This window comes from Micromonospora chaiyaphumensis (assembly GCF_900091435.1).
Classification (GTDB): Bacteria; Actinomycetota; Actinomycetes; order Mycobacteriales; family Micromonosporaceae; genus Micromonospora; species Micromonospora chaiyaphumensis.
The window spans coordinates 360537-386441 of sequence record NZ_FMCS01000001.1 but is presented as its reverse complement, the minus strand read 5'-3'; the positions used below and the strand labels follow the sequence as shown (position 1 = coordinate 386441).

Annotated in this window: 27 protein-coding genes; 6 read left to right on the top strand and 21 right to left on the bottom strand. The window is 75.2% G+C overall.

Going from position 1 to position 25905, the window contains the following annotated elements:
* Positions 1 to 26: 26 nt before the first annotated feature.
* The 3 genes from GA0070214_RS02000 to GA0070214_RS01990 are packed head-to-tail and all read right to left on the bottom strand — an operon-like array spanning position 27 to position 2586.
* Entirely contained in the window at positions 27 to 1463 is a 1437-nt protein-coding gene (locus GA0070214_RS02000; RefSeq protein ID WP_091258354.1) for a hypothetical protein, read from the bottom strand.
* Between the two features lie 8 nt (positions 1464 to 1471).
* Complete coding sequence (locus tag GA0070214_RS01995; protein WP_091258352.1) at positions 1472 to 1987, bottom strand: hypothetical protein; 516 nt, start codon at positions 1985 to 1987, stop codon at positions 1472 to 1474.
* A gap of 14 nt (positions 1988 to 2001) precedes the next feature.
* Positions 2002 to 2586: a hypothetical protein gene (locus GA0070214_RS01990; RefSeq protein WP_091258350.1), complete on the bottom strand. Its 585-nt coding sequence runs from the start codon at positions 2584 to 2586 to the stop codon at positions 2002 to 2004.
* A gap of 107 nt (positions 2587 to 2693) precedes the next feature.
* Here GA0070214_RS01990 and GA0070214_RS01985 point away from each other — a divergent pair, with 107 nt between their 5' ends.
* A complete protein-coding gene (locus tag GA0070214_RS01985; protein WP_091258348.1) occupies positions 2694 to 3623 on the top strand; it encodes a diacylglycerol/lipid kinase family protein in 930 nt (309 codons plus the stop codon).
* A 4-nt stretch (positions 3624 to 3627) separates the two neighbouring features.
* On the opposite strand, the gene GA0070214_RS01980 is transcribed toward GA0070214_RS01985, so the two are convergent.
* From GA0070214_RS01980 to GA0070214_RS01965, 4 genes are all read right to left on the bottom strand, one after another.
* Positions 3628 to 3897 (bottom strand): hypothetical protein, encoded by a 270-nt coding sequence (locus GA0070214_RS01980; protein ID WP_244167505.1) that lies wholly within the window; start codon positions 3895 to 3897, stop codon positions 3628 to 3630.
* Positions 3898 to 3909: 12 nt separating this feature from the next.
* Complete coding sequence (locus tag GA0070214_RS01975; protein ID WP_091258344.1) at positions 3910 to 4308, bottom strand: DUF2267 domain-containing protein; 399 nt, start codon at positions 4306 to 4308, stop codon at positions 3910 to 3912.
* Between the two features lie 99 nt (positions 4309 to 4407).
* The gene (locus GA0070214_RS01970) at positions 4408 to 5100 is read right to left on the bottom strand and encodes a L,D-transpeptidase family protein (protein WP_167364172.1); all 693 of its coding nucleotides are present in this window, start codon (positions 5098 to 5100) and stop codon (positions 4408 to 4410) included.
* A 123-nt stretch (positions 5101 to 5223) separates the two neighbouring features.
* Positions 5224 to 5562 carry a hypothetical protein gene (locus GA0070214_RS01965; RefSeq protein ID WP_091258341.1) on the bottom strand — a complete coding sequence of 113 codons (339 nt, stop codon included), beginning with the start codon at positions 5560 to 5562 and terminating at the stop codon, positions 5224 to 5226.
* Between the two features lie 127 nt (positions 5563 to 5689).
* On the opposite strand from GA0070214_RS01965, the gene GA0070214_RS01960 reads away from it, so the two are divergent.
* The 3 genes from GA0070214_RS01960 to GA0070214_RS01950 all read left to right on the top strand — a co-directional run bounded on the left by GA0070214_RS01960 (position 5690) and on the right by GA0070214_RS01950 (position 8617).
* Positions 5690 to 6442, top strand: coding sequence for a dienelactone hydrolase family protein (locus tag GA0070214_RS01960; RefSeq protein WP_091258339.1), 753 nt, complete (start codon positions 5690 to 5692; stop codon positions 6440 to 6442).
* A gap of 52 nt (positions 6443 to 6494) precedes the next feature.
* Entirely contained in the window at positions 6495 to 7817 is a 1323-nt protein-coding gene (locus GA0070214_RS01955) for an FUSC family protein (protein ID WP_091258338.1), read from the top strand.
* 86 nt (positions 7818 to 7903) lie between these two features.
* Positions 7904 to 8617: an RraA family protein gene (locus tag GA0070214_RS01950; RefSeq protein ID WP_091258335.1), complete on the top strand. Its 714-nt coding sequence runs from the start codon at positions 7904 to 7906 to the stop codon at positions 8615 to 8617.
* A gap of 13 nt (positions 8618 to 8630) precedes the next feature.
* Here the strand turns inward: GA0070214_RS01950 and GA0070214_RS01945 are convergent, their stop codons facing one another.
* From GA0070214_RS01945 to GA0070214_RS01880, 14 genes are all read right to left on the bottom strand, one after another.
* A complete protein-coding gene (locus tag GA0070214_RS01945; RefSeq protein WP_091258333.1) occupies positions 8631 to 9257 on the bottom strand; it encodes a response regulator in 627 nt (208 codons plus the stop codon).
* Complete coding sequence (locus GA0070214_RS01940) at positions 9254 to 10504, bottom strand: sensor histidine kinase (RefSeq protein WP_091258331.1); 1251 nt, start codon at positions 10502 to 10504, stop codon at positions 9254 to 9256. The genes GA0070214_RS01945 and GA0070214_RS01940 overlap by 4 nt, the downstream gene beginning before the upstream one ends.
* A 9-nt stretch (positions 10505 to 10513) precedes the next feature.
* Positions 10514 to 10996 (bottom strand): ABA4-like family protein, encoded by a 483-nt coding sequence (locus GA0070214_RS01935; protein WP_091258330.1) that lies wholly within the window; start codon positions 10994 to 10996, stop codon positions 10514 to 10516.
* Positions 10993 to 11925 (bottom strand): hypothetical protein, encoded by a 933-nt coding sequence (locus GA0070214_RS01930; protein WP_091258328.1) that lies wholly within the window; start codon positions 11923 to 11925, stop codon positions 10993 to 10995. The genes GA0070214_RS01935 and GA0070214_RS01930 overlap by 4 nt, the downstream gene beginning before the upstream one ends.
* 107 nt (positions 11926 to 12032) lie before the next feature.
* A complete protein-coding gene (locus tag GA0070214_RS01925; protein ID WP_244167562.1) occupies positions 12033 to 12428 on the bottom strand; it encodes a VOC family protein in 396 nt (131 codons plus the stop codon).
* Between the two features lie 21 nt (positions 12429 to 12449).
* Positions 12450 to 13637 (bottom strand): DNA polymerase IV, encoded by a 1188-nt coding sequence (dinB, locus tag GA0070214_RS01920; protein WP_091259810.1) that lies wholly within the window; start codon positions 13635 to 13637, stop codon positions 12450 to 12452.
* A 38-nt stretch (positions 13638 to 13675) separates the two neighbouring features.
* Entirely contained in the window at positions 13676 to 14593 is a 918-nt protein-coding gene (locus tag GA0070214_RS01915) for an NADP-dependent oxidoreductase (RefSeq protein ID WP_091258324.1), read from the bottom strand.
* Positions 14594 to 14621: 28 nt separating this feature from the next.
* A complete protein-coding gene (locus tag GA0070214_RS01910; protein ID WP_091258323.1) occupies positions 14622 to 15116 on the bottom strand; it encodes a DUF2231 domain-containing protein in 495 nt (164 codons plus the stop codon).
* Positions 15117 to 15171: 55 nt separating this feature from the next.
* On the bottom strand, positions 15172 to 17322 hold the full coding sequence (locus GA0070214_RS01905; RefSeq protein ID WP_091258322.1) for an amylo-alpha-1,6-glucosidase: 2151 nt from the start codon (positions 17320 to 17322) through the stop codon (positions 15172 to 15174).
* Positions 17323 to 17364: 42 nt separating this feature from the next.
* The gene (locus tag GA0070214_RS01900) at positions 17365 to 18111 is read right to left on the bottom strand and encodes an ABC transporter permease (protein WP_091258320.1); all 747 of its coding nucleotides are present in this window, start codon (positions 18109 to 18111) and stop codon (positions 17365 to 17367) included.
* Positions 18112 to 18172: 61 nt separating this feature from the next.
* Entirely contained in the window at positions 18173 to 21367 is a 3195-nt protein-coding gene (locus GA0070214_RS01895; protein WP_091258318.1) for a penicillin acylase family protein, read from the bottom strand.
* Positions 21368 to 21561: 194 nt separating this feature from the next.
* Positions 21562 to 22647 (bottom strand): endonuclease/exonuclease/phosphatase family protein, encoded by a 1086-nt coding sequence (locus tag GA0070214_RS01890; RefSeq protein ID WP_091258316.1) that lies wholly within the window; start codon positions 22645 to 22647, stop codon positions 21562 to 21564.
* A 96-nt stretch (positions 22648 to 22743) separates the two neighbouring features.
* Entirely contained in the window at positions 22744 to 23157 is a 414-nt protein-coding gene (locus GA0070214_RS01885; protein WP_091258314.1) for a VOC family protein, read from the bottom strand.
* A 156-nt stretch (positions 23158 to 23313) separates the two neighbouring features.
* Entirely contained in the window at positions 23314 to 24447 is a 1134-nt protein-coding gene (locus tag GA0070214_RS01880) for a peptidoglycan recognition protein family protein (RefSeq protein WP_091258312.1), read from the bottom strand.
* Positions 24448 to 24670: 223 nt separating this feature from the next.
* Here GA0070214_RS01880 and GA0070214_RS01875 point away from each other — a divergent pair, with 223 nt between their 5' ends.
* Both GA0070214_RS01875 and GA0070214_RS01870 read left to right on the top strand, forming a co-directional pair.
* Positions 24671 to 25117, top strand: coding sequence for a thioredoxin family protein (locus GA0070214_RS01875; RefSeq protein WP_244167504.1), 447 nt, complete (start codon positions 24671 to 24673; stop codon positions 25115 to 25117).
* A 115-nt stretch (positions 25118 to 25232) separates the two neighbouring features.
* Entirely contained in the window at positions 25233 to 25673 is a 441-nt protein-coding gene (locus tag GA0070214_RS01870; RefSeq protein ID WP_091258310.1) for a DUF4395 domain-containing protein, read from the top strand.
* Positions 25674 to 25905: the final 232 nt, after the last annotated feature.

Sequence of the window (25905 nt, the reverse complement as noted above, 5' to 3'; positions counted from 1 at the left end):
GCCACCCGGCCCAGCGCCGGCGCGGGTCATCTCGGGGCGTGTCCGCAGATCGGGACGCTGGGCACCACCTCCTCGTTGCGGTAGACGTCGCGGTGCCAGCTCGGGCCGGCGGTCGCCGCAATCGGTGGGATCGCCGGCGCGCGGGACGGGGTGAGCAGGCTGAGGAACTTGTTGATCACCTGGACGACCGGTTCCAGGATGCGGTAGCCGACGCCGAAGGTCGCCCGCACGCCGATCCCGACCCCGCGGCACAGCGCGTACGGTGCGCCGAGGGCCGAGCCCAGCGTGGCCCCGTACGAGGTGGTCAGCTCGAAGTAGACGCCCGCCGTGAACAGGAACGCGCTGATGCCGACGGTGAACCGCACGCCGTGGCGGATCAGCAGGCCCATCACGCCCACGGGCACGCCGGTGAGCGAGTCGAGCAGGCTGCTGCGGCGCTGGAACGACGTGGTGACCCGCGGGCCGACCCGGCCGTCCGCCCAGCCGAAACCGAGCTTCCCGGCCAGCGCGTACTCGCCGGAGCCCTTCACGGTGCCGCTGCGGGCGCCGAACGCGGTGGTCACCTCCAGGGTCTGGGTCACCGTGAACGACAGCGGGATGCCGGCCGCGTGCCCGATGGGGAACGAGATGTCGACCGGGATCGGGAACACCTTCTTGTGGTTGCGACCGTCGGAGATGCCGCCCTCGAAGTCCACCTTGATCCCGAACCCGCCGCCGATCTCCAGCTCGGCCCGGGTCACCGTGCCGGCGCCGATCTCCAGGTGGAAGGACGCGTCCGGCCGGGTGAAGGTGAGCGTCACGGTCCCGACCAGGCGCACGCCGCCGTCGTCGTACGCGAAGTGCGCGCCCACGCCGTCCGTGCAGCAGCTGGTGTAGAGCTGGTAGCCCTGCGCCTTCGCGGCGCCCCGGCCGCCGCGCTGCGGCGCCGGCTGGGTGGGCGGGGCGGCCGGGGCCAGCACCGGGCGGCTGCGGCCGAAGGTGCCGCGCGGCGCCGGCGGCTCCTCGGCCCACGACGGCTCGCCCGCCGGGTGGACGACCGGATCGTCGAGGGTCAGCCCCCGGGACGCGAAGGTGCCGTCGCGGACCACCTCGGTGATGTCCACGGGCCCGATGGTCACCAGCAGGTCGCCGCCGGACTCGGCCAGGTCCAGCACCCGGCCCACCCCGCGCCCGGTGACGAACATGACCTTCCCGGGGGCGAGCCGGTCGGCGTTGCGGGCGGCGGCGTCCAGCCGCCAGGTGAGCCCGTCGGCGCTGACCGAGCGCACCGACCGGCCGCCGCCGCCCACGACCACCACGTCGGGCTGCAGGGTGACGTCCGGTCCCGGCGCCGGCGCCGCCCCGTAGCGCAGGTCGGCCTCGCGTTCCGCGCCCGCGGCACCGCCGCCGGCCCGCGGGCTGCCGCACCCGGTCAGCGCCAGCACCACCGCCACGGCGGCGGCGAGCAGCCGGCGGCCGCGCACCGGCGGCCTCACATCCGCCCGGCGACGGTGCGCGCGAGGGCCCGCAGCGGCTCGCGGTTCTCCTTCGGGTCGTTGAGCCGCATGAGCCGCACCGCCACCCAGACGTCGCCCCGGCGGACGAAGAACGCCTCCGCCGTGAGGTGCGCCTCGTCGCCCACCCCGGTCAGCGGCAGCACCTCGTGGCCCAGCTCGCGCTCGATGTCCAGGTACTTCTTCGCGCCGTCGCCGACGTACACCTCGACCTGCGCCGTGGGGCCGGTGACCGGGGCCGTGTAGGTGCACGACTCCCGGACCGGCACCGCGGCGTCCACCGGCGTGCCGGCCAGCCGCTGCGCGTCGGCGCGGGACACCAGGGCGCAGGCGTCGGGGAGGGCGGCGGACGGGGCCACCTCGGTCGCCTCGGGCGTGGGTTCGGCCGGCGCCGCGGCGGTCGGGGGAGCGGCGGCGGCCGGCGGCTCGTCGGCGCCGCCGCACCCGGCGGTCAGCGCGAGGAGGGCCGCGGCGAGGGCGAGACGGGTACGCACCGGAAGTCCTCCTCTCAGGCCGGGATCGCGTCGAGCAGGCGGCGCAGCGTCTGCTCGTAGCCGGCCACGTCGGTGCCGATGCTGCTCAGGGTCAACGTGTACGACCCCTTGCCGCTGATCAGCACGGCCTCGCCCGCCACGTCCTTGGCGGCCAGGTACGACTGGTCGCCCCGGTCGAGGTCGACCACCCGCTCGTACTGCTTTCCGGCCTGCTCGTGCTGGTAGTCGAAGGTGGCCTTGCCGGCCATCGTGGAGGACGTGGTGACGGTCAGGCTGGCGACCCCCTTGCCGTCTCCGAACAGGCAGTTGCCCTGGTCCTTCATGGGCTGTCCGAGCAGGTCGGACACCTGGGCCGCGGTGAACGGGCACGGCGGCCGGACGCCGCCGGCCAGGTCGGCGGCGTCGTCCCCGCCGGTGGTGTCGTCCCCGGCGCCGGCGTCCACGCCGGCCGGCCCGGCGGTCGGGGTGTCGCCCGCGTCGTCGCAGGCGGCCGGTCCGAGCAGGGCCAGCAGGAGCAGGGGCAGGACCCCGAGCCGGGCGGCGCGGACGGTGCGGGGCCGGGCGCCGGTCCGGGCCGGTGGGAGCGTGTGACGTGCCATGCGGTCGACGCTAGGGCGGGGTCGACCCCCGGTAATCGGGTGTTTCCCTACGTCGTGACCCGCCGGCTGCCGCCCGCGGGGCCGATCGGCGGATAGGGTCGGGAACCGTGCGGACCAAGCAGGAGCTGGGGGCGGCGATCCGGGAACGGCGACGGGCGGCCCTGGTCGTCAACGCGCACTCCCGGCGGGGCCGGCGGCTCTACGAGACCGTCCACTCCCGACTGCGCACGGCGGGCTTCACCCTGCTCGGCGCGTACCCCGTCGACCGGCCCCGCGAGCTGGACCGGGTGCTCGCCGAGGCCGCCGACCTCGGCCCGGACCTGCTGGTCGCCGGGGGCGGCGACGGCACCATCGGCGCGGCCGCCCGGCTGCTCGCCCACCGGGACATGGCGCTGGGCCTGCTGCCGCTGGGCACCACCAACAACTTCGCCCGCACCGTCGGCGTCCCGCTCGACCTCGACGCCGCCGTCGGGCTGCTCACCGACGGCAAGGTCATCGACGTCGACCTGGGGCTGATCGGCGACACCCGGTTCACCAACCACGTCGGGATCGGACTGTCGGCCGACATCATGCTCACCGCGCCGCCACGGCTCAAGCGCGTGGTCGGCCGGCTCGCGTACCCGCTGACCGCGCTGGGGCTGCTGGCCCGGCACCGGCCGCTGCGGGTCACCGTACGTGCCGAGGGGCGGGAGCACGGCTTCGACACCCACCAGGTGTACGTGGCCAACGGCGGCTTCCACGCCGGCCGGCCGATCACCGCGGACGCCAACGCCGACGACCGGCTGCTGGTCGCGTACCCCGTGGGTGGGCCGTCCCGGCGCGGCCTGCTGCGGGAGACGGCGCGCAACGCGGCGGCCGGGCATCGCCGCACCCTCGGCGACGAGCCGTTCCTGGCGGTCCGCCAGCTCTGGCTGGAGACGGACCGGCCCGCGCGGATCGAGGTCGACGGCGAGCCCTACGGCGAGACGCCGGTGCGGATCGGGCTGGACCCGAACGCGCTGCGCCTGATGGCCGCGGCGGACAGCCCGGACCGCTGAGCGGTCAGTCCCGGCGGTCCTCGTCGGGTATCGGGATCTCCTGGTTCTGCTCCACCGCGTCGGCGGGCGTGAGGTCGTCGCGCACCGCGTCGGCCAGGCCGGTGGCGTCGCTCGGCGGCCTCAGCACGCCCTGCTCGGCCAGGTCCGCCTCGGTCGCCTCCGGCACCGCGTCCGCGATCGTGTCCGGCGGGCCGACCACCGTCTCGTCCTGCCGCTGCTCCTGCGCGTCGGCCTCGGGCGGCCGGCGCAGCGGATCCTCGTCATCCATCCTCATGTCCGGCGCCCGTCACCGGCTGCGCTGGACGAACGGCGCGGTCTGGTCGGCGACCTCACCGTACTCGGCCGGGAGCTGGGCGACCACGTCCGCGTAGCCGGCCGGGTCCATGGCGTCGCGGAGCACGTCGAACACGGCCGTCACGCCGTCCTTGGCCCGCTCCACGTCGATGTCGGCGCGCCCGCTGACCCGCGCCACGAAGACGTCGAGCCCGAAGCGCTCGCCGGTCTCGCTGCTGCCGAACGCGTACGCCCGCAGCGCCTCGGGGAGCCGGTCGGCCAGGTCTCGGGCCTCCCCGCCGTCGATCCGTTCCGCCAGTGTGGTCAACGTGGCGCGCGTGACGGCCGCGGCCTGCTCCGACGACATGCCGCAGCGCTTCGCCACCGAGCCGATGAACTCGTCCTGGTCCACCTCGACGCCTCCCTCTCGGCTGGAGGAAGGCGTCTTCCCGCGCTCCGTCCCCGCAAACGACCCGCGCGGCCCCGGCGCCGGGGCCGCACGGGTCGGCCGTCAGCGGTAGATGTGCACCGGGGTGCCGATGCGGATGGTGGCCCAGAGCCGGTCCATCGCCGGGACGGGCACCCGGACGCAGCCGTGGCTCGCCGGGTAGGTGGGCACGGAGGTCGCGCCGTGCACCGCGTAGCCGCGGTAGAAGTAGTTCGGCCGCCACAGCAGGCCGAGGTCGCTCTGCCGCCACCCGTCGATGCGCCGTTGCACCGTCCAGTTGCCGGTGGGCGTGGGCGTGCTGGCCGTGCCGCTGGAGGCGTCCAGGATGCGGAACACCACCCCGTTCCTGCCCAGGTAGAGCACCTGCCGGGTGAGGTTGACCTCGACCGAGTAGCCGGGGTGGTGGTACTTCGGCTTCGGGATGACCGGCCGGTCCAGCGCCGCCCAGGTGCGTGGCCCCACGATGCCGTCGCGGACCAGGCCGTTGACCTTCTGGAAGGCGACGACGGCGTGGTGCGTCGACGGCCCGAAGATGCCGTCGACCCCGCCCACGTCGTAGCGCAGGGCGGTGAGCCGTGACTGCAGCGTGGTGACCGCCGCGCCCCGGGAGCCCTGCCGCAGCGTCGGCTGGCTGCTGGCGGCGAGCGTGACGGCGGTGGCGGCCGCCGAGGTGGGGGCGGCCGCGGCGGGGGCGGCCGGGACGGCCAGACCGACCAGACCGACCAGGAGGGCCGTCCCGAGCGCGGCGCGCGACACGGGATGGCGGTGGCGACTGATGTGTGACGAGGCGGGAAGCATCGTCCCTCCCTTCCGAATTCCTCCTCCGAAGGTAATTCGCGGAAGGGGAAAAGTCCCCACTTTTGTCCGGTTGTGGCCCGGTCAGGCGACCCGGGGCGCCGGCACGGCCGGCAGGGCCACGCGCCGGGCCGTACCCGAGATGTCGCCGGTGCGCTCCACGGCCGGCTCGGTGACCGCAGCCGGGACCTCGACGGCGGCCGTTCCCGGCCCGGCCGTGTCGTCCCCGTCGGCGGCGGCCCGGACGGCGCTGAGCAGACCGAGCAGCCGGTCCACGTCGTCGGCGGGCATCCGGAACGACCCGCGGCACAGCGTGCCGCTCCACAGCGACAGCACCACGGCGCCGCGGTCCGGGTGGTAGCTGACCCGCAGCGTCCGGTCCTCGCCACGCAGGTCGGTGAACAGGTCGCCGAAAGCGGGCATCGGTCGTACCTCTCCCATCGACCCAGGATGCCCGGCCGTCGCGCCCGGCGGAAGGCCTCGCCGTGCCGGACTCCGGGCGCGGGGGTAGCGTGCACCGCGGAACGCGCAGCTCAGGGAGGTCCGGACAGTGCAGACGACGACCGTGGATGTGCCGACCGGCGACGGGGTGGCCGACGCCCTTCTCGCCCGACCCGACGGGGACGGGCCCTTCCCGGCGGTCCTGGTCTTCATGGACGCGTTCGGGCTCCGGCCGAGGATGGCCGAGATGGCCCGGACGATCGCCGCCCGCGGATACGTCGTGCTGGTGCCGAACCTGTTCCACCGCTTCGGCCGCGCCCCGCTGGTCGACCTGTCCGGCCTGGCCGACGATCAGCGACGCGGCGAGCTGTTCGCGACGGTCGCCCCGATGATCGGCTCGCTGACACCGGACGTCATCGCCCGGGACACCGCCGCGTACCTGGACTTCCTCGCCGCGCAGCCGGGCGTCGCGCCCGGTCCGGCGGCGATCACCGGTTACTGCATGGGCGGCACCAACGCCCTGCGGGCCATCGAGGCGCACCCGGACCGGCTCGCCGCGGCGGCCGCCTTCCACGCCGGGCGGGTGGTCACCGACGCCCCGGACAGCCCGCACCTGGGCGTCGGTGCGGTCACCGGCGAGCTGTACTTCGGCCACGCCGACAACGACGCGTCGATGACCGCCGAGCAGATCGCCACGCTGGAGAAGGCGCTGGACGCGGCCGGTGTCGCCTACCGGTCGGAGGTCTACGCCGGGGCCCGCCACGGCTACACCCAGTCCGATACCCCCATGTACGACGAGCGGGCCACCGAGCGGCACTGGGCCGCCCTGTTCGACCTGCTCGACCGCACCCTCCGGCGCTGACCGGGACGGCCCGGCGGACGATTCACCCGGGCCGCGCCGGGTAAGCGCCGCCATGGCCGACGAGCGCCCCGACACCGTCCGCTCGCCGCTGGACCGGGCCGCCGAGCGGACCGGGCGGGAGCTGACCCACGTGCGCGCCGAGGGGGCCGCCGCCGGCCGGCTGCGGTTGCGCCAGCTGGAGGTCACCGTCGTGATCGCCGTCCAGGCCGGGCTCGCCGCGGCGCTCGCCGCACTGCTCGCCCAGCGCCTGCTCGGGCCCGGTGCGCACGTCTTCGCGCCCGCCGCCGCGGTCGGCACCATCGCCACCGCCATCGGCCAGCGGGCCCGGCGCACCTTCGAACTGCTGGTGGGGGTGGGGCTCGGCATCGTGGTCGGCGACGTGCTGCGCGACCTGCTCGGCTCCGGGTCGTGGCAGACCGGCCTGGTGGTCGCCCTGGCCATTGCGACCGCGCTGCTGGTCGCCGGGCGCGGCGGCGCCCTGGTCGGCCAGGCCGGCGGTACGGCGGTGCTGATCGCCACCCTCGCCCCCGTCCAACCGGGCCTGGAGCTGCCCCGGATCTTCGACGCGCTGGTCGGCGGCCTGGTCGGCCTCTTCGTGGTCGCGCTGCTGCTGCCGGTCAACCCGCTGCGCGTGCTGGACCGCGCGACCGAACCGATCGTCACCACGCTGACCACCGAACTCGACGCCGTCGCCCGGGCGCTGACCGATCGGGACGCCGACGCGGCGGTCGGCGCCCTGGAGCGGATGCGGGGGCTCGACGCCGACGTGGGGCGGCTCAACGAGTCGCTCAGCGGGGCCGAGGAGGTGGTCACCCTGGCGCCGGTCCGCTGGCGCCGGCGCGACCAGTTCCACCGGTACGCGGCGGCCGCGCGGCACCTCGAGCGGGTGATCCTGTACGCCCGCTCGGTGGCCCGCCGCTCCGCCACCGCCCTGCAGTACGACGAACCGATCCCGCCGACCCTGGCGGACGCCGTGACCCGTCTCGGCGAGGCCGTCCGGGTGATGCGCCGCGAGTGTCGTGAGGGCGAGGGGGACCTGACGGACACCCGCCGGCTGATCCGGGAGAGCGCCGAGCTGGCCGGCCGCGCGTGGGCGCAGGGGGTCCGCTCCTTCGGCGACGGCGTGATCACCGACCTGCGCACGGCCGACAGCGAGCTGCTGCGGGCCACCGGGTGCGATCCCACCGACGCCAACCGGATGGTGCGCACGGCGGCCGGCGCCGGGGAGGCGGAGCTGCGCCCGCCGCCGCGGGCCCACCTGTCCCGGGCGGTCCGGCACACCCCGCGGGGCCGGCGGCGGATCCGGATGGCCCGGCGCGGCCGGGGCCGCCCGGGCGCGTTCCGCCCGCCGACCCGCACGCCCCGCCCGAACTGATCAGGGCCCTGGCCGGGCGGTGCACCGGAGCCACGAGCCCGGAACTGGCCCCTCCCACGGCCGCGCCCGCTGGCTAGCGTCGGCCCATGAGCATCGATCGAGCGGAGCTGTCCCGGCGGTTCGCCGCGCTGACCACCGCCCACGTAGCCGACGCCTGCCTGCGGGCCGCCGTCCCGGTGCGCTGCGCGCCGGCCGGCGTGCGGCCGGTGCTGGCCGCCGGCCGGTTGGCCGGCCGGGTGCTGCCGGCCCGGCACGTCGGCAGCGTCGACATCTTCCTGGAGGCGATCGACCGGGCGGCCCCCGGCGACGTGCTGGTGGTGGACAACGACGGGCGCACCGACGAGGCGTGCGTGGGTGACCTCGTGGTGCTGGAGGCGCGGGCCGCCGGCCTGGCCGGCCTGGTGGTCTGGGGGCTGCACCGGGACACCGTCGACATCCGCTCCGTCGGCCTGCCGGTGTTCAGCCTGGGCGCCACCCCCACCGGGCCGCAGCGGCTGGACCCGCGGCCGGTCGGGGCGCTGGCCTCGGCGCGCGTCGGGCCGTGGACGGTCGACCCGGGCGACGTGGCCCTGGCCGACGAGGACGGGGTGCTGTTCGTGCCGGCCGGCCGGGTGGGCGAGCTGTTCGACCTCGCGGAGTCCATCCGGGACACCGAGCGCCGGCAGGCCGACCGGATCCTCGCCGGTGAGCCGCTGCGCGCGCAGGTCGGGTTCGGCGCCTACCTGGCGGGCCGGGCGGAGAACCCGGCGCTGACGTTCCGGGAGCACCTGCGCGCGGTGGGCGGCGCCATCGAGGAGTGAGGCCGCCCGGCACTCAGGCGCCGCGCGCCCACAGGGCCAGGCGTACCCGGTTGGGGCTGGCGGTCTTGGTCATGAGGCTGGTGATGTGGGTCTTGACCGTGGTCACGCCGATGTGCAGACGGTCGGCGATCTCGGTGTTGGACAGGCCCTCGGCCACCAGGTCCAGCACGTCCCGCTCGCGCGCGGTCAGGCCGTGCACCGGCCGGGGCGCCTCGACGCGCGCCTGCACCGCCCGCTGGACCAGCCGCCGCAGCACCTCGGGGCTGAACGGGCTGTCCCCGGCGGCCGCCCGGCGTACGCCGTCGAGCAGGTCGGCGGGGGGTGCGTCCTTGAGCAGGAACCCGCAGGCGCCGGCGGTGAGGGCGGGGTAGAGGTGGTCGTCGTCGCCGAACGTGGTGAGCACCAGCACCCGGGTCGCGGGGCGCTCGGCGAGGATCCGGCTGGTCGCGGTGATGCCGTCGACGCCGGGCATCCGCAGGTCCATCACGACCACGTCCGGCAGCAGCCGCGCGGCCAGGGTGACCGCCTCCCGGCCGTTGTCGGCCTCGCCGACCACCTCCAGGTCGGGCTGGGCGTCGCAGAGCATGCGCAGGCCGGCGCGGATGAGGTGCTGGTCGTCGACCAGCAGGAGGCGGATCACGCGGGCTCCGGCGCGTGCGGGCCGGCGGGACGCGGGCGGGGTGCCGCCGGCTCCGGGCGGGCCGGCGAGCCGGGTGGTGCGGGACTTCCGGCGGGCAGAACCGTCCGGACCCGCCAGCCGGCGCCGGTCGGACCGGCCTCCAGCCGTCCGCCGAGCACCTCGACCCGCTCGCGCATCCCGGTGAGGCCGTGGCCACCGCCGGCCGGCACCGCGACGGGCGCCGCCCCCCGCCCGTCGTCGGACACCTCCCAGTGGACGGATCCGTCGACCACCGCCACGGTCAGCCGGGCCCGTGCCGCGGTGCCGGCGTGCTTGGCCACGTTGGTCAGTGCCTCCTGGGTGAGGCGCAGGACCGCCTGGCCCCGCACCGCGTCCAGCGAGCCGACCGCCGGGTCGACGTCGGCCTCCACGGTGACGCCAGCCTGGCGGGCCCGGTCCACCGCCGCGTCCAGTGCCGCCGGGACCGCCGACGGCTCGATCGCGGTCAGCGCGGCGTCGCGCACCCCGTCGGGGTCGCGCAGCACCGCGACCAGGCGGCGCAGGTCGTTCAACGCCGCCGTCCCGGTGCCGTGCACGTCGTCGAACACCTCGCCCACCCGAGGATCCAGATCCGGCAGCACGTGCCGGGCCACGCCGACCCGCAGCACCATCGACGCCACGTGGTGCGCCACGACGTCGTGCAGTTCCCGGGCGATGGCGGTGCGCTCGTCGGCGCGGGCGGCGCGGTTCTCGGACTCCCGCCGGCGCTGCTCCGCGGCGGCCCGTTCCTCGGCCTGCCGGGCCAGCTCCCGGGTGGTGCGGATGACCAGGCCGAGCAGCAGCGGCAGGCCGACCTCGACGGTCAGCCCGAAGACGCCGGACAGCATCCGCCGGGCCGGGTCACCGATCGAGTCGGTCAGGTCGACCGCGACCAGCAGCCCGGCGGCCAGCCAGATGGTGCGGGGCCGCCCGGCCCACATGGTCAGCTCCAGCAGCGCCCAGCTGGCGCCGACCTGGTTGATCGTCGCGTCGTCGACCAGCGGGAAGGCCGCCGCCAGCAGGGCGGCCTGCGCCACCAGGTTCACCAGCGGCCGGCGGTGGCACAGCAGCGCGACGGCGAACGCGGCCAGGGCCAGCGCCCACTGGGTGCCCGTCGGGACGTGGTGGCCCTGGGCGCCGAAGACCAGGTAACCGAGGCCGCTGAGGTCCAGCAGCAGCATCCGCGCGAGCGTGTCCCGCGCGTCGAAGAGGCGCCCCACCCAGCCCACGACGCCAGCCTAGGGGGTGCGGCCGGGAACCGGGGTGACGGCCGGCCGCTCCCGGCCGACAGGCCCGGTCTCGGCCGGCCGGCCCCACGCGGCGCGCAGTCCCAGGTGGACGGCCAGGCCGAGCGGTCCGAGCAGGATGGTCAGCACCAGCACCGGCGCCATGAGCAGCACCGGCATGTCACGTTCCCGGCTGTCCCGCCACATCCAGCGGCCGACGAACAGGTCGAAGCCGACCATGTGGGCCCAGGCCGCGGCCGCGCCGTCCACGGTGCCCAACAGGTCCCGGACGCCGGCCAGGGTCGGTGCGGTGACCACCGGCAGCACCCGGCCGAGCGCCGGGATCACCAGGATGGCGTAGATCAGCAGGACGGGGAGCACGATCAGCGGCGATCCGACGATCCGGGCCGTCCACGACCAGCGCGGGGCCAGGATCATCAGCGCCCAGAACGGCGCGGCGACCGCGAACGTCAGGGTGAACAGTGTCCCGGTCACGCGGCCACCACCACGTCCGCGCGGCGCCGGCCGCCGGCCAGGACCGCACCGGCGGCGGTCGCCGTGGCCGCCACCAGGGCCGCCGCGACGGCCAGGGTGAGCGCGTCCGGGCGCAGCAGCGGCTGCCCGCGCAGCGCCTGCCAGGTGAGCAGCAGCGTGGCCGCGCCGTACGCCGCGCCGGCGACGAGCAGCAGGCGGGCCCGGGTCGCCTCGTCCAGCCGGGTGCCGAGGAAGCGGTTGAGCAGGATCGCCAGCAGCGGCAGCGCCTGGAGGGCGTGCAGCCCGACGAAGTGCCCGATCCGCAGGTCTCCGCCGGTGGTGCTCCAGCCGACCAGCGGCAGCCCCGGCCTGCCGTCGGCCACACCGACGCTGTGCGCCCCGCTGATCCCCTCGGCCGCCGACTCCGGCGCGCGGGTCACCATCGGGACGGCGACAAGCATGCCGAGCAGGGACAGGCCCAGGCCGAGCCGGACGGCGTACCCGGCGACCCGGTCCGCCGTGGGCCGCAGCAGCGCCACGACGCCGATGACGAGCTGGGCCATGAACAGCACCATGATCGCTGCGCCCATCGCCGAGAACAGGGCGGCGTTCAACGGGGTGGTGCCGTTGAAGTGGCTGGTGGTGCCGCGCAACACCTGCGTGACGATGATGGCCATCTCCACCACGGACACGGCGACGATCAGCGTGGCCGCCCACTCGGCGACCCGGCTGCGGCGCGGCAGCAGGGTGAGCATCCAGGCGAGGGTGGTGCCGTAGAGCACGAATGAGACGGCGAACTTCAGCGGCTTGAGCCAGATCGGCGCGCCGGTGAGCACCCGCGGGTCGGCCAGGACGCCGACCGCCGCGACGACGGTGAGCACCGCCATCGCCGCGACGAAGAGCATGAGGGGGCGGTGCCAGTGGGCCGCCCGGTTCAGCACCGTAGTCATGTCTTTGATGCTGGTGAGCGGCCCGGGCGGTCGCGCCCGACCGCAGGCCCCGATGCCGGCCGCAGGTCCGGAACCCGCCTCCTACCCAGGGTGGAGGCGGTCGCGTGCTACGCGGGGTCGGCGGGCCGTGACTGGACGAGTTGGACCGGGTTGCCGTCGGGGTCGGCGGTCCAGGCGATGAGCAGCCGGTCCAGCCAGACGTGCGGCGCGGCGAGCGCCGGGGCGCCCGCGGCGGTCAGCCTCGCGTACGCGGCCGCCGTGTCGTCGGTCCAGAGCACCACGGCGGCGCGCTGCCCGCTCGGCACCGGGTCGAGCCCGTGGTCGTCGCGGGTGGACGCCACCGAGGCGATGCCGATCCGGTAGCCGTCCAGCGCCAGGTCGACGTGGATGGGCGTGCCCTCGGCGGGCACCCGGAAGGTCTCGGTGAAGCCCAGCCCGGCGTAGAAGGCGGCGGCCCGGGGCACGTCGTCGCTGAACAGGATCACCTGCGGGGTGCGGAACATCGACACCGGGGGACCGTACCGTCAGTCGGGCAGCATCGGCATCTCGAGCCCGGGGTCGCGGCCGAGCAGCACCCCGCGGGTGAGTGCCCGCGACCCGAACCGGTCCCGCACGGCGTCCACGGCGGCGTCCAGCGCCGGCCCCGGATCGCGGGTGAAGGGCAGGGTGAGCTGCACGTGCTCGCCGTCCAGGTTGCCGACGGCCACCCCGATGAGGGTGACGCCCCGGGTTTCGATCTCCGGCAGGGCCGCCCGCAGCAGGGCCCGGGCGGCGGCCCGCAGCGGCGCGGTCTGCGCGGTCGGCTTGTCGAGGGTGTGCGCCCGGGTGGCCCGGGTGTAGTCGGCGAAGCGCAGCCGCAGGGTCACCGTGCGGCCGGTGCGCCGGGCCGCCCGCATCCGCCCGGTCACCCGGTCGACCAGCCCGGCCAGCACGGCGTCCAGTTCGGCGGGGGAGTGCGGCTCGCGGCCCAGCGCGTGCTGGGCGCCCATGGAGGAGCGCCGCCGGCCGACCTGCACGGCGCGCGGGTCGCGGTTGTGTGCGAGGGCGTGCAGGTGCCGGCCGGCGCCCGCGCCGAGCAGCGACACGAGGGTCGGCTCGTCGAGGCGGGCCACCTGCCCGACCGTCCGGATGCCCCGCTCGCGCAGCTTCATGGCGGTGACCGGGCCGACGCCCCAGAGCCGCTCCACCGGCAGCGGGTGCAGGAAGGCCAGCTCGCCCTCGGGCGCGACCACCAGCAGCCCGTCCGGCTTGGCCACGCCGCTGGCCACCTTGGCGAGGAACTTGGTGCGGGCCACCCCCACGGTGATCGGCAGGCCGACCTGCCGGCGGACCTCCCGGCGCAGCTCGGCCGCGATCCCGGCGGGCGGGCCGACCAGCCGGCGCAGCCCGCCCACGTCGAGGAACGCCTCGTCGATGCTGAGCCCCTCGACCAGCGGGGTGGTCCGCCGGAAGATCTCGAACACCGCCCGGCTGGCCGCCGTGTAGGCCGCCATCCGGGGCGGCACCACGACGGCGTCCGGGCAGAGCCGCCGGGCCTGCCGGCCACCCATGGCGCTGCGCACCCCGCGCGCCTTGGCCTCGTAGCTGGCCGCGAGGACCACACCGCCGCCGACGATCACCGGCCGCCCGCGCAGCCGGGGGTCGTCGCGCTGCTCGACCGAGGCGTAGAACGCGTCCAGGTCGGCGTGCAGGATGGTGGCCTCGCTCGACACCACCACATGTTCGCACAGATGTTCGAACAGCGGGCCGATCAGGGCATGCTGACCGCGAGTTTCCCCAGCGTGCCGCCGAACCCGGCCAGCGCCCGGGGCACCTCGTCCAGCTCGTAGCGGCGCTCGACCGGCACCCGGACGCGGCCGGCCAGCACGTCGTCGGCGAGCCGGTCGAGGGTCTTCCGCTCGGGCTTGCCGAGGATCGAGACGGCCGCCGGGTGCTGGTCGGGCCCGAAGCCGATGGTCGAGGCCAGCCGTCCGCCGGCGGCCAGCAGCCCCGCCAGCGGCGCGCCCTCGCCGGCCAGGTGCACGACCCCCGAGACGCCGTCCGGGGCGAGCGCGCGCACCTGCCCGGTCAGGTCGCCGGTGTAGTCGACCACCTCGGCGGCGCCCAGGTCCCGGACGAAGTCGGTGGGCGGCCCGGGCCGGGCGGTAGCGACGACCCGGGCGCCGGCGAGCCGGGCGTACTGCACGGCCAGCGCGCCGACCCCGCCGGTCGCCCCGGCCACCAGCACCGTGTCGCCGGGACGGACGGCCAGCGCGTCGAGCGTGTCGAGCGCGGTGGCGCCGGCCAGCCCCAGCACGCCGGCCGTGGCCAGTTCGATGCCGTCCGGTACGCGGGCGATCCCGTCGCCGCCGCCCACGGTCACGTACTCGGCCCACGTGCCGTCGCCCAGGTAGGAGCGCATGAGCACCCCGAACACCGGATCGCCGACCCGGAACTCGCTGGTGCCGCCGATCGCCTCGACCTCGCCGGCGAAGTCCTTGCCGAGCACCACCGGGTACCGGTAGTCCATGGCCCCCCGCATCGCCCCGGACGCCACCTTGACGTCGAAGGCGTTGATCGAGGACGCCCGTACCCGGACCAGCACCTCGTCCGGGCCGGGGCTGGGCCGGGCCAGGTCGTCCCGGGCGGTCGCCGGCGCCCCGTCCCGGTCGAGTGTGATCGCCTGCATCCGCTCGTCCCTTCTCCCGAGGATCGGGTCAGGCGCCGCGGGTGCGGGGCTGGTGGGACAGCGAACTCGGCGCGTTGAGGCCCGCGTCGTCACTCACGCTCATCCCCAGCCGCTCGACCAGTTCGCCGCCGAGCCACCCGGTGAACCCGGCCAGCACGATGCCGGCGAAGCTGCAGACCAGCGCACCGGCGTTCGGTTCCCAGTTCTCGGTGCCCCGGCGCAGCAGCCAGCTCACCGCGAACAGCACCAGCACGACCACGTTGCCGAGGCCGTGCGTGGCGCCGACCCGCTTGGCGCGGGTGCCGGCCGGGATGGCCGACCAGTCGATCAGGCCGAACACCGCCGCCACCAGGCCGCCGATCACCCCGGCGGCGATGGTGTACGCGGCGGAGACCTGGAAGCCCGCCCGGTCGGTGATCAGGTACAGGATGTCGAAGATCACCGCCGTGGCGAGCAGCCCGAGCGGGAACACGATCAGGATGGGGTGGATGGCGTGCCCCATCGACTTCGCGCGACTCTCCATGCCGGTCCTTCCTTCTCGGCCCCCAGGCGCGGCCGGTTTCCCCGTCCGGCACCGGCTACACCTCGCGGCGGGCGAGGGCGACGGCCTGCCGGGGTGCCCGGCGGACCACCGCGAGCCGGTCGCCGCGCACCCGTAGCGAGGTACGCCCGCCGCGCCGCCGCCGCACCGTGAGGTCCACCGTCGCGCCGCCCACCCGTACGCCCTCCAGCCGCAGGTCGGGCAGCCACTCGGGCAGGTGCGGGTCGACGAGGACCATCCGCAGCGGCGCGGCCGGGCGCAGCGCCAGCAGGGCCTGCACCAGGGCCACCACGGCGCTGGCCGACCAGGCCTGCGGGGAGCACGAGTTGGGGTAGACGCCCGGGTGCGGGTGGGCCGCGTCCCGGGGGAGGCCGCTGAGCACCTCGGGCAGCCGGTGGTCGGCGAACAGCGCCGCGGCGCCGAACATGCCCTCGGCCAGCCGGTGCAGGTGCGGCCAGCAGCCGTACCGGGCCAGCCCCACGCCGATGGTGCCCGCCTCCACCGGCCAGACGCTGCCGCGGTGGTAGCTGAACGGGTTGTACGCCGGGTGCTCGGCCGACAGGGTCCGCACGCCCCAGCCGCTGAACAGGTCCGGGGCGAGCAGCCGGTCGGCCACCCGCTCGGCGACCCGCGTGGGCACGATGCCCGTGGCGAGCAGGTGACCGTCGTTGGAGTTGGCCGACCGGACCGGCCGCTTGTCCGGCCCGAGCGCCATGGCGTAACAGCCCCGGTCCGGCAGCCAGAACGCCCGGTGGAACCGCCGGCGCAGCGCCCGGGCTCGCGCCAGCAGGGCGGCGGCCCGCGCCGGATGCCCGGTCACCGTGAACACCACGGCGGCGTGCCGCAGGGCGGCGTACCAGTAGCCCTGGAGCTCGCTGCTGGCGATCGGGTTCGGCACCACCTCGCCCCGCTCGTCGACGATCGCCGTGTCCGAGTCCTTCCAGCCCTGGTTCTTCAGCCCGCCGGCGGAGCGGCAGTGGTAGTCGAGGAACCCGTCGCCGTCCGGGTCGCCGTACCGGTCGATCCACGCCAGCGCCCGGCTCGCGGTGGGCAGCAGGTCCCGCACCGTGTCCAGGTCGCCCGTCCAGGCCAGGTACTGGCCGAGGAACACCAGGAAGTCGGGCGCCGTGGACCAGTCGCCGTAGTAGGCCGTGAAGGGATTCAGCCCGAGCAGCGAGACCGGGCCCTGCCGGGCCTCGTGCAGCGGCTTGCCGGGTTCCTCGTCCCGCCAGTCGTCCAGCCGGCGGCCCAGGTGCTCGGCGTTGAGCCGGAGGCTGTCGGCCAGCATGGTGGGGCCCGCGAGCAGCGCCTGCCAGGAGGCGGTCATCGTGTCCCGGCCGAAGATCTCCTGGTAGACGGGGAGACCGGCGATCGGTGCCGTCGGGCCGGCCGGCTCGCCGAGCGGCAGCACGGCCAGGTCCCGCACGGCGCACCGCCAGGCCGCCGTGACATCGAAGTTGCTGCTGGACAGCCGGGCCAGCTCGGCGCCCAGCCGCGCCCGGGCCCGGGCGGCCGGGTCGTCGGGTTCGGCGAAGGTGGCCGGGGGCGCGGGCAGCCGCTCCCCGTCGAAGACCGGCTCGACGAGCAGTTCCGCGCCCGCGCTGCCGCCCGGCGGCACGGCCAGGTCGACCGTGAACCCGCCGTCTGCGTACGCCACCGGGGCGTCGGCGCGCAGCCGGACCGCGACCGCCCGGTCCAGGCCCTCGTGCCGGTAGGTGAGCAGCAGCTCGCCCGCATCCGGATCCCACCCGGCGTGCACGTCGCCGACCTGGAGCCGGTGGCCCGCCTCGGCCTCACCGGTGTCGGCGAAGTCCGCGTCGACCGCAGCCCGCAGCCGGAACCGCAGCGCCCGGGCCGCGTAGCTGATGACGGTGAACCGGCTGCGCAGCCCGGGGCCGACGAACCGCTCGACGGTCAGGTACGCGGCCCGCGACGGCAGCACCTCCCCGTCGCCCAGCTCGGCGTAGGAGAGTTGGGCGTGCCCCCGCACGTTGGCGGTGGCGAACGGCACCGGCTCCCGGCCGTCCACCGTGATCCGCTCCCGGCTCAGCACCCGGGTGTTGCGGGCGAAGAAGCCCTGCGGGTCCGCCCCGGCGATCCGGCCGCGCACGTCGGTGACCAGGGTGCTCCACCCGCTCGCCACATAGAGCAGGTCGGGCCGGACGCGCAGGTTGCCCACCCAGGTCATCGGCCCGCCGTTACCCCTTCGCGCCTCCGCTACACCGGGCGGTCAGGGCGCGGTGCGGGCCCGGTCCCGGACGAGCAGCTCGACCACCACGGCGATGGCCACCGCCTCCACGGCCAGCAGGGTGAGCAGGATCAGCAGCTGGGTGGCACCGGCGCGGACCGGGCCGGCCCCGCCGAGCAGCACGCCGACGAACGCGCCGGGCAGGGTGACCAGCCCGACCGTGCGGGTCTGGTCGAGCGCCGGGACGAGGGCCTGCCCGGCGGCCGGGCGGCAGATCTCCAGCGCGGCGTCGCGGGGGAGCAGGCCCAGGGCCAGCCCGGCCTCGTACTCGCCGTGCCGGGTGCGCAGCTCGTCGAGGGTGCGTCGGCCGGCCAGGCTGGTCGCGGTCATGGCCCCGCCGATGAGGATGCCGGCGGTCGGCAGCACCACGAGCGGGGTCGCCGGCAGGGCCCGGCTCGCCAGGAGCACGGCCAGGCTGGGGACCACCCCGGCCGCGACGGCCAGCGGCGCGACCCGGGCGGGCGCCTCGGCGCCGATCCGGCGGCGCGCGGTGAACCCGGCGACGGCGTACATGAGCAGTACGAACGCGGCGGTGCTCCACCAGGCGCGGAGCACCGCGACGATGACCAGCGAGACGGCGCCGAGCTGGACGGTGGCCCGGGCCGCCGCGGTCAGCACGGTCCGGGCCCGGCCGAGCCCGGTGAGGCGCAGCACGGCCGCGCCCGCCAGGGTGAGCGCGGTGAGCGCGACCACCAGCGCGGGGCCGATCGGTACGGTGCCGCCGCTCACCCGGTGATCGTATGCCGGGGACCGGCCGGCGGGTGCGGTCCCGCCGGCCGGCCGTCCGGTGTCACCGGCCGTAGACCTCGAACTCGTAGAGCGAGAAGCCGTACGAGGTCGCCCGCTTGACCCCGTACATCCGCACGTAGCGGGCCGTGACCGGGGCGAGGGTGACGTTGTCGGTGCCGCCGTTGCCGGCGGTGGTGCTGAACACCGGCTGCCACGTGCTGCCGTCCGCGGAGACCTCGATCCGGTACGCGCTGCCGTACGCGGCCTCCCAGCGCAGCACCACCCGGGCGACCGTGCGGGCGGCCCCCAGGTCCACCCGGATCCACTGGTTGTCGTTGTAGCTGCTGGCCCAGCGGCTGCCCAGGCTGCCGTCGACCGCCTTGTCCGGAGTGTGGCTGGTGAGGAACTGGGTGCTCGACGCGCTCGCGGCGCGCCCCTGGGCCAGGTTCGTGACGTCGTCGCCGCGGCGCGCCGGGAACGAGACGACCTGCTGGTAGGTGGGGCGGTTCTGCCAGGCGATCACCGGGTGGGTGATGCCGCCGAGCCCGGACTGGGCGATGGCGTCGGCGCACCACTGGTCGCCGGCCCCGCAGGACTTGTCGCCGGGGTAGACGGTGGTGGCCGGCACCGTCGCGGCCTGCGCGAGGGTGTCGAGCAGGCCCTGCCGGCAGGCGCCGAGGTTGCCGTTGCCGCAGTACGTCCGGCCCAGCCCGCCGGCCACCGGGTCGCCGAGCACGGCGCGGATGTCCTTGTCGACGTAGCCCCACCAGCCGTACTGGAAGGAGGAGCCCTTGTGTGGCTGGCCCGCGAGCGCCCAGACGGCGCTGCCGTCGCGACCGCCGTTCTGGCCGCCGGACGGCGCCTCGTTCACCTCGATGGCGTCCACCAGCGCTGCGTAGAGGTCGGGGCCGAGGCCGGGGCGGAACTCCGCGGCGGCCAGCAGCGGCCACCAGGCGTCGAAGATCCGGATGGCGTCGGCGTGCTGGTAGACCTTGGAGCCGGCGGCGGTCTCCACCCGGCGGGCGCCGGCCTGCTGCCAGGCCCGCAGCTTGGTAACGGCGTCGGCCAGCGCCGGGTCGGTGACCGGTGCGCCGTCGAGCACCCGGAGCAGGTCGCCGAGGACCTGCTGGCCGCGCAGGTCGGTGACCGCGGCGTCGGCCATGATCCGCACGACGTCGGCCCGCCCCAGCTTGCGCTGGGCGATCGCGGCGCGCACCGGCCCGTCGAGGAGCTGGCCCCGGTGCACCGACCCGAAGCTGAAGTTGCCGTCGGCCGCCCCGAAGTCCCGGGCCTGCTTGTTGTTCCAGCTGACGTAGTAGTCCTGGTTCACCGACTGCGGGTGGGCGGCGGCCGGCGTGTAGCTGGCGGTGTTGGTGTCCGGGTTCCAGCCGACCCACTCGTTGGCCGCCTCGGCCCGGGTGGGCAGGTTGGGGTCGGCCGTGGCCGGCCGGACCGGGTTGGAACCGGAGTTGAAGTAGGCCGCCTCGGTCGAGTTGACGTAGAACCAGTTGAACGCGTAGCCCACGTTCGCGGCCGACTGCTGGAACGCCGCCGCCGAGCCCATGGCGGCCGGGTCGTTGTACGCCTGGAAGCCGATCGCCGAGTCGGCCTCGTGCCGGTAGGTCGAGCGCAGCTTCGTGAACGCGGTCGGCTGCCCGTTCACCAGCCCCCGGTAGGCGACGAGCCCGTAGCGGGTGCGCAGGGCGCGCAGCGTGTACGAGCCGGCCGGGGTGGAGTCGGCCACCGTCGGCGACCAGGAGTTGCGGTGCTCGAGGACCTCCATGGCCACGCACTGCCCGTGCCACAGGTAGCGGTTCGAGGCGAGCGTCGGGGCGCTGCCGTCGGTGGTGCACAGCGGCACCGCGTACGTGTCGGTGAGGTCCTGGGCGGCGGAGGTGGCGCTCCACGCGTAGTCCTGGCCCCGGCCGAGCAGCACGTAGAGGTTCAGCCCGGCGAAGGCGGCGCCGCGGGCGCTGACCCCCGGCCCCTGGAGTTCCTGGAGCATGAGCAGTTGCGGGGCGAAGTAGCCGGTCTGCGGGCCGAACACGGCGACCGGGTTGCCGGTGGTGGTGTGCCGGCCGGAGATCACCACGGCGTTGGACATGCCGTGCGACCGCAGGCCGGCGAGGCCGTTGAGCAGGCCCTGGGTGCCGGCGCTGCCGCCGCCGTCCTTGGTGGTGGTCGCCCCGCCGCTCGGGTCGTAGGCGAGCGGCTCGGCCACGACGCTGCCGGCGTCGGGGAGCACCGCGCCGGTCGCGCCCGGCGGGGTGGCGCCGTAGGGGAAGCTCTGCCCGTCGTGCAGGGTGAGCACGGTCTCCGGGTCGTTCTGGGAGCGGAACGCCTGCCAGACCCGGTCGCCTTCGGTGGCGCCGTACTTGGCCCGGGCGGCCACCCGGACCAGGGCGGACTGGATCTCGGAGCCGCCGCCCCCGCCGAACAGCCCGCCGATGACGCCGGCCGTGGCGATGAGGTCGGTCATGGTGAAGTGCGTCGGCTTGCCGGCGCCGGCCAGGACGTACTCGCCGGGGTAGTTGTCGTCGGCGATGGACTTGTCGACGTAGGCGTTGACACCGGCGATGTAGTCGGTGACGTCGTCGTAGAGCTGCTGGCCGCGGGCGCCCTTCTGGCGCAGCGCGTCGACCTGGGCCTGGAGGTCCGCCTCCGTGTAGGGCGAGTTGGCCCAGATGCTCTGCTCCAGCTCCCGGTTGCCGGGCGCGCCGCCGGCGAAGGAGGTCAGCGTGCCGCGGCCGGCGTGCCGCAGCAGGTCCATGACCCAGAGCCGGTCCTGGGCCCCGGCGTACCCGGCGCCGAACATGGTGCCCGAGCGGGTCGTGCCCGTGACGTGCGGGACGCCGGTCGCCTTGTCGCGGACGATGGTGACGTCGGCGCGGGGCCGCACGGTGCTCTCGACCTGCGCGTCGGGCACGCCGAACGACGCGTCGTTGTAGAACTGGGCGATCTGCTCGTCGGTGAGCCCCGCGTAGCCGTAGACCAGGTTCGCGTACTCGTCGAGCTGGTCGCCGGAGTGCGCGGGCCGGGTGCCGAGCGCCTGGTGGGCGAGGATCGCGGCAAGGGTGGCGTTGCCGTTCTCGCCGGGCGGCAGGATGTCGGCGCACTGGCCGAGGCAGTAGTCGCCCGGGGCGAAGGTCGTGGCGGCGAGCGCCGGTGACGGTGGGACGACCGTCAGGGCGCTCGCCGCCGCGGTGAGGGTCGCGGCCAGGGCCGCGAGCCGCTTACGGGTGGTGGGACGGGGCATGCGGATCCTCCGGTGTGCGGAGTCGGGCCGGGACTGCGCCCGGCTACCGCTTGCCGACGTCTCGCCCTCCGCGCCCGGGCGTCACACCCGGAGGTGAGAGTGACTCATGTCTACCTCCGGGTAATGATTGATGGCGTTCCATGCCTCGGGATAGGTGGCGTTCACCAGGCGCGAATGCCGACGTTTCGGATCGATCACGGCAGCGCGAGCACGGCCTCGTGTCCCAGGTGGTCGGACGCCCACCGGCCGGCCGGGGTCCGCCGCTCGTTGCCGAAGACCGCACTGGACACCGGCATCACCGCGCCGCGGACCAGCACCATGTCGATCCGGTGCTCGATGTCGTCGGCCGGCTCGGTGAGGTCGTCGCCCAGGCCGGAGGTGTAGCCGGGGTCACCGGGGTGCAGGATCGGCCAGGTGTCGACCATCCCGCCGGCGACCAGCGCGAGGTAGGCGAGCCGGTTGTTCGGGTCGGGAAGTTCGGGCCCGCTGTTCAGGTCGCCGAGGAGGACCAGCCGGCCGGGCACGTTCAGCGGGCCGCGCAGCAGCTCCTGCGCCTGCAGCAGGCGTACGCCGGGGTGGAACGCCTCCAGGTGGGTGTTGACGAACCGGAAGGCGCGGGTGCCCAGCGTGGCGTCCACGGCCGTCCAGCCGCGGGTGCTCGTGGCCGTCCCGCCGGTGGCGGCGAGCGGGAAGACCAGGTTGTTGACGAAGTTGCCCGACGAGGTGGCGTTCACCTTGACCCGTCCGCCGTGCCGCACCAGGATCACGTCGCGCATGGTCAGCCGGACGTCCCGCAGGTGCGGCGCCCCGGCCGGACCTTCCAGGTCCGCCTCGTCCCGCACCACCACGACGTCGTAGCGGTGGCCGGACCCGGCCAGCTCACCCATCAGCAGCGCCAGGTAGTCGTAGCGGACCTCGGTGGCCGGGGCCGGGTCGCCGAGCGGCCCGGTGCGCCAGAGCGCCACCTCCTGGAGCCCGACCAGGTCGGGCTTGCGCTCCCGGATCTCGTCGGCGATCAGCGCCGCCCGGGCCGGGAAGTCGACCAGGTCCACGTGGCTCAGCAGGGCGGCGTTCGCGGCCAGGAACGCCGGCAGGGTCGGCGCCCCGATCGACGGCGTGAGGTCGCCGCCCAGGTAGAGGTTGCGGGTCAGCACGGAGACCTTGGGCCCGGCTTCCGCGTGTGCCGGTGGGGCGACGAGCCCCAGGCCGGCCACCGCGAGGGCGGCCGCGGTGGCCAGCCTGGCCAGGCGTCGGAGGTGTGCGCGAAGGCTGCCGTCCATGACTGTCGTCCTTCCCGGCGGGATCGTTGATCGGCGTACGCTAACGCCGGTCACGCCACCGTGGACACCGCCGTTCGGGCCACCTCGGCCGGGCGGTCAGGCTTGGGAGCCCGCGATGTTGACCATCCAGTTGATGCCGAACCGGTCGACGCACATGCCGAACTCGTCGCCCCACATCTGCTTCTCCAGCGGGACCGCGACGGTGCCGCCCTCGGCGAGCTGCCGCCAGTAGCCCCGCAGCTCGTCGGCGTCGTCACCGCTGAGGCTGATCGAGATCCTGGCACCGGGCTGGTATTCCATCTCCGGCGGCGTGTCGGAGGCCATCAGCGTGAAGCCGCGGTCGGTCTCCAACTGTGCGTGCATGACGTTGTCGGCCACCGCCGGGTCGGGGTTGCCGAACTCGCCGAAGGTGCTCAGCGTCAGGTTGCCGCCGAACACCTTCTGGTAGAACTCCATGGCCTGCCGCGCGTCGTCGCGGAAGCTGAGGTACGGGTTGAGCCGAGACGCCATTGTGCGACCCTCCTTCGTCCGTGAACGAGGGCCATCGTCGCAGCTGGGTACGACGGTCACAACGACGCGTGACCGGTGAGTCGCCGCAGGTACGACGGAAGCGGTGGAGGTGGCGCCGTTGCCACCCCCACCGCCTTTTTCCCCGCCGGTGCGCCGTCAGTTCTTCTGGAACGACTGACGCACCACACCCCCCACCAGGGCACACCAGGTGGTGGTGCTGACCTTGCCGTTCGGGTCGAGACCGTGCAGTTCCTGCAGGTCCTTGAGGGCCTTCTTGGTGGGGTAGTCGTACTCGCCGGTGATCGCGACGTCGGCGTAGCCCTTGGAGTTGAGCATGAACTGCACCGTCTCCACCGGGATGCCGGTGGCGTCCTTCTCCAGCTCGGGCGCGAGGGTCTCCCAGGTCGGCGCCGTGAGGGTGGCGTCGATGTCGACCGGGATGCCGTTGCGTGCCTGCCAGTCCTGCACGGCCGCCACGGTGGCCGCGTCGAAGACGCCGGTGATCGGAACGGTGTAGCCGCGGAAGGTGAGCAGGCGCTGGGCGACCTGCACCACCGGACCGCCGACGAAGCGCCAGATGTCCGGCCAGCGGCGTGCCGGCACGTCGGCCAGGTCGGTGCCGAGCTTGGCGAAGACCCGGCGGCGCAGGGCCGGGAACTCCCGGTAGAACATCGCGCCCGGGCACAGGGTGGCCCGGAAGTCCCAGTGGCCGAAGATGTCGTGCGCGTGCAGGCCGTACTGCCGGCACACGGCGGTGCTGAGCTTCACGAGCGAGTCGAGCAGCTCCTCGGGCGGCGTCTCGGTGACGTAGGTGCCCTCGTTCTCGATGCCGATGGCCCGGCCGTTCTCACCCGGGCAGTGCGCCGAGATCATCTGCCGGTCGCCGGCCTGCAACCGCTCCAGGCTGCCGTGCCGTCCCTCCAGGACGTGGCCGCCCCGGCTGACGGTGAAGTGCTGCCCGGTGTCGGACCACCGGTTGGTGTCCATGTGCAGGTCCTGGCAGTCGCGGGCGAGCTGCTTGGCGTGTTCCTCGGAGTAGTCCGTGCTGTTCGGGAACGCCATGTGGTGCAGCATGATCTTGTTGGTCGCGATCGCGCTGATCGACAGCGGGTCCGCCGGCGGGCGGGCGCCCCACTCGTCGCAGCTGATGATCCAGTCGAGGTCCGCGCCCGGCGCGGCCTGCGCGGCGGCCGGGAAGGCGAGTTCGCTCCCGACGACCGCCACCGCGGCGGCGCCGAGGCCGGCCCGCAGCAGGGTACGACGGTCCAGCTCGGGGTGGTCGAAGTGCATGGCATCTCCTCAGTGGCCCGACGGGTGAGCGGGCATGTAAAGGAACTCCAACTGCTGCGCGCGAAGTGGAGAATATTGCCAGGATCGGCCGGTGCGCCAGAGGACAAATGCGACGACCACGGATTGCCGGGACGCCATTCCCACCGCCGGAGTAGGCGATGTCACGTCCGGTGGCTGGGACGGCGGGGTCCGCGGCGCGGGTCGTGGTGGCAGTCTGGGACCCGTGCAGCCACCCCGCCTGACCGGTCTCCTGGTGCTGGTCGCGGTGCTCGCGGCCGCCGGCGCCTTCGGCTGGTGGCGACGGCGTCGCGACGGCCGGCTGCGCGTCGTGTCCCCGGCCGGCGACGTGGCGCACCGGGCTGCCCTGGCCGCTCTCGGCGTCCGCACCGGCGAGGTCACGCTGGTCCAGTTCTCCGCACCGGTCTGCGCGCCCTGCCGGGCGGCTCGCCGGGTGCTCGAGGACGTGGCGGGGCGGTTCGACGGGGTCGCCCTGCTGGAGGTGGGCGTCGAAGAGCACCTCGACCGGGCCCGCGAGCTGGACGTCTGGCGCACCCCGACGGTGCTGCTGGTGGACGGCACCGGCCGGATCGTCCGGCGGGCCGCCGGCGTGCCGGACCGGGCGGACCTGCTCGCCGCGCTCGCCCCGCTGGCCGCCGGGGCGCGGGCGTGACCGGGGTGCGGCTCACCCGGCGGCGGGTCGTGGACCACGGGCGGCTCGCGGCGAGCCTCTGTGCGTCGGTCACCACCGCCTGACCGACCCCTTCGCCACCCGAACGGAACCCCTCATGCTGCTCGACCCTCGCGGGCCGCGGTTCGCCGCCGCCCTCACCACCGTCGTCCTCGCCGTCGCCCTGGTCACCGGCTCCGGCTGGCTCGTCCTGGCCCAGGCCGTCGTCTTCGCGCTGACCGCCGTCCACCCGCGCCTCGGCCCGTACGGCCTGCTCTTCCGCGCGCTGGTCGCGCCCCGGCTCGCCCCGCCGGCCGAGCTGGAGCCGTTCGCCCCGGTCCGGTTCGCCCAGCTCGTCGGCCTCGCCTTCGCCGCGGCTGGCGCGGTCGGCTGGCTGGCCGGCGTGCCGCTGCTCGGGCTGGTCGCCACCGCCGCTGCGCTCGCCGCCGCCTTCCTCAACGCGGCCTTCGGGCTCTGCCTCGGCTGCGAGGGCTACCTGGCGATCCGCCGCCTCACCGGCCGCCCCCTGGCCGCGCGAGTGCCGGTGCGCTCACGCTGACGCGACGCCAGCTCGCCGAGCTGGCGGGTTCCCGGCCCGCCGGATGCCGCCACCACGCCGACCTGGAGTGAATCACGGACCCGGGGCGGGCAGTGGCGGGGGGTCGTGGCGTGTGTGCCGGCGTTGATCGACTCCAGGTCGCCTAGCTGGCGGTATTCCGGGTCGGCGGATGCCGCCACTGCGCCGAGCTGGCGTGATCGACCGCCTGTCGCAGCTCAAACCCGGTTGGAAA

Bases quoted from the DNA above. Each gene is read 5' to 3' on its own strand.
- GA0070214_RS01870 (WP_091258310.1), top strand. From the start codon at position 25,233: ATGCTGCTCGACCCTCGCGGGCCGCGGTTCGCCGCCGCCCTCACCACC.
- GA0070214_RS01980 (WP_244167505.1), bottom strand. From the start codon at position 3,897: ATGAGGATGGATGACGAGGATCCGCTGCGCCGGCCGCCCGAGGCCGAC.
- GA0070214_RS01885 (WP_091258314.1), bottom strand. From the start codon at position 23,157: ATGGCGTCTCGGCTCAACCCGTACCTCAGCTTCCGCGACGACGCGCGG.
- GA0070214_RS01910 (WP_091258323.1), bottom strand. From the start codon at position 15,116: ATGGAGAGTCGCGCGAAGTCGATGGGGCACGCCATCCACCCCATCCTG.
- GA0070214_RS01915 (WP_091258324.1), bottom strand. From the start codon at position 14,593: ATGCAGGCGATCACACTCGACCGGGACGGGGCGCCGGCGACCGCCCGG.
- GA0070214_RS01955 (WP_091258338.1), top strand. From the start codon at position 6,495: ATGGCCGACGAGCGCCCCGACACCGTCCGCTCGCCGCTGGACCGGGCC.
- GA0070214_RS01930 (WP_091258328.1), bottom strand. From the start codon at position 11,925: ATGACTACGGTGCTGAACCGGGCGGCCCACTGGCACCGCCCCCTCATG.
- GA0070214_RS01925 (WP_244167562.1), bottom strand. From the start codon at position 12,428: ATGTTCCGCACCCCGCAGGTGATCCTGTTCAGCGACGACGTGCCCCGG.
- GA0070214_RS01905 (WP_091258322.1), bottom strand. From the start codon at position 17,322: ATGACCTGGGTGGGCAACCTGCGCGTCCGGCCCGACCTGCTCTATGTG.
- GA0070214_RS01880 (WP_091258312.1), bottom strand. From the start codon at position 24,447: ATGCACTTCGACCACCCCGAGCTGGACCGTCGTACCCTGCTGCGGGCC.
- GA0070214_RS01895 (WP_091258318.1), bottom strand. From the start codon at position 21,367: ATGCCCCGTCCCACCACCCGTAAGCGGCTCGCGGCCCTGGCCGCGACC.
- GA0070214_RS01890 (WP_091258316.1), bottom strand. From the start codon at position 22,647: ATGGACGGCAGCCTTCGCGCACACCTCCGACGCCTGGCCAGGCTGGCC.
- GA0070214_RS01990 (WP_091258350.1), bottom strand. From the start codon at position 2,586: ATGGCACGTCACACGCTCCCACCGGCCCGGACCGGCGCCCGGCCCCGC.
- GA0070214_RS01965 (WP_091258341.1), bottom strand. From the start codon at position 5,562: ATGCCCGCTTTCGGCGACCTGTTCACCGACCTGCGTGGCGAGGACCGG.
- GA0070214_RS01950 (WP_091258335.1), top strand. From the start codon at position 7,904: ATGAGCATCGATCGAGCGGAGCTGTCCCGGCGGTTCGCCGCGCTGACC.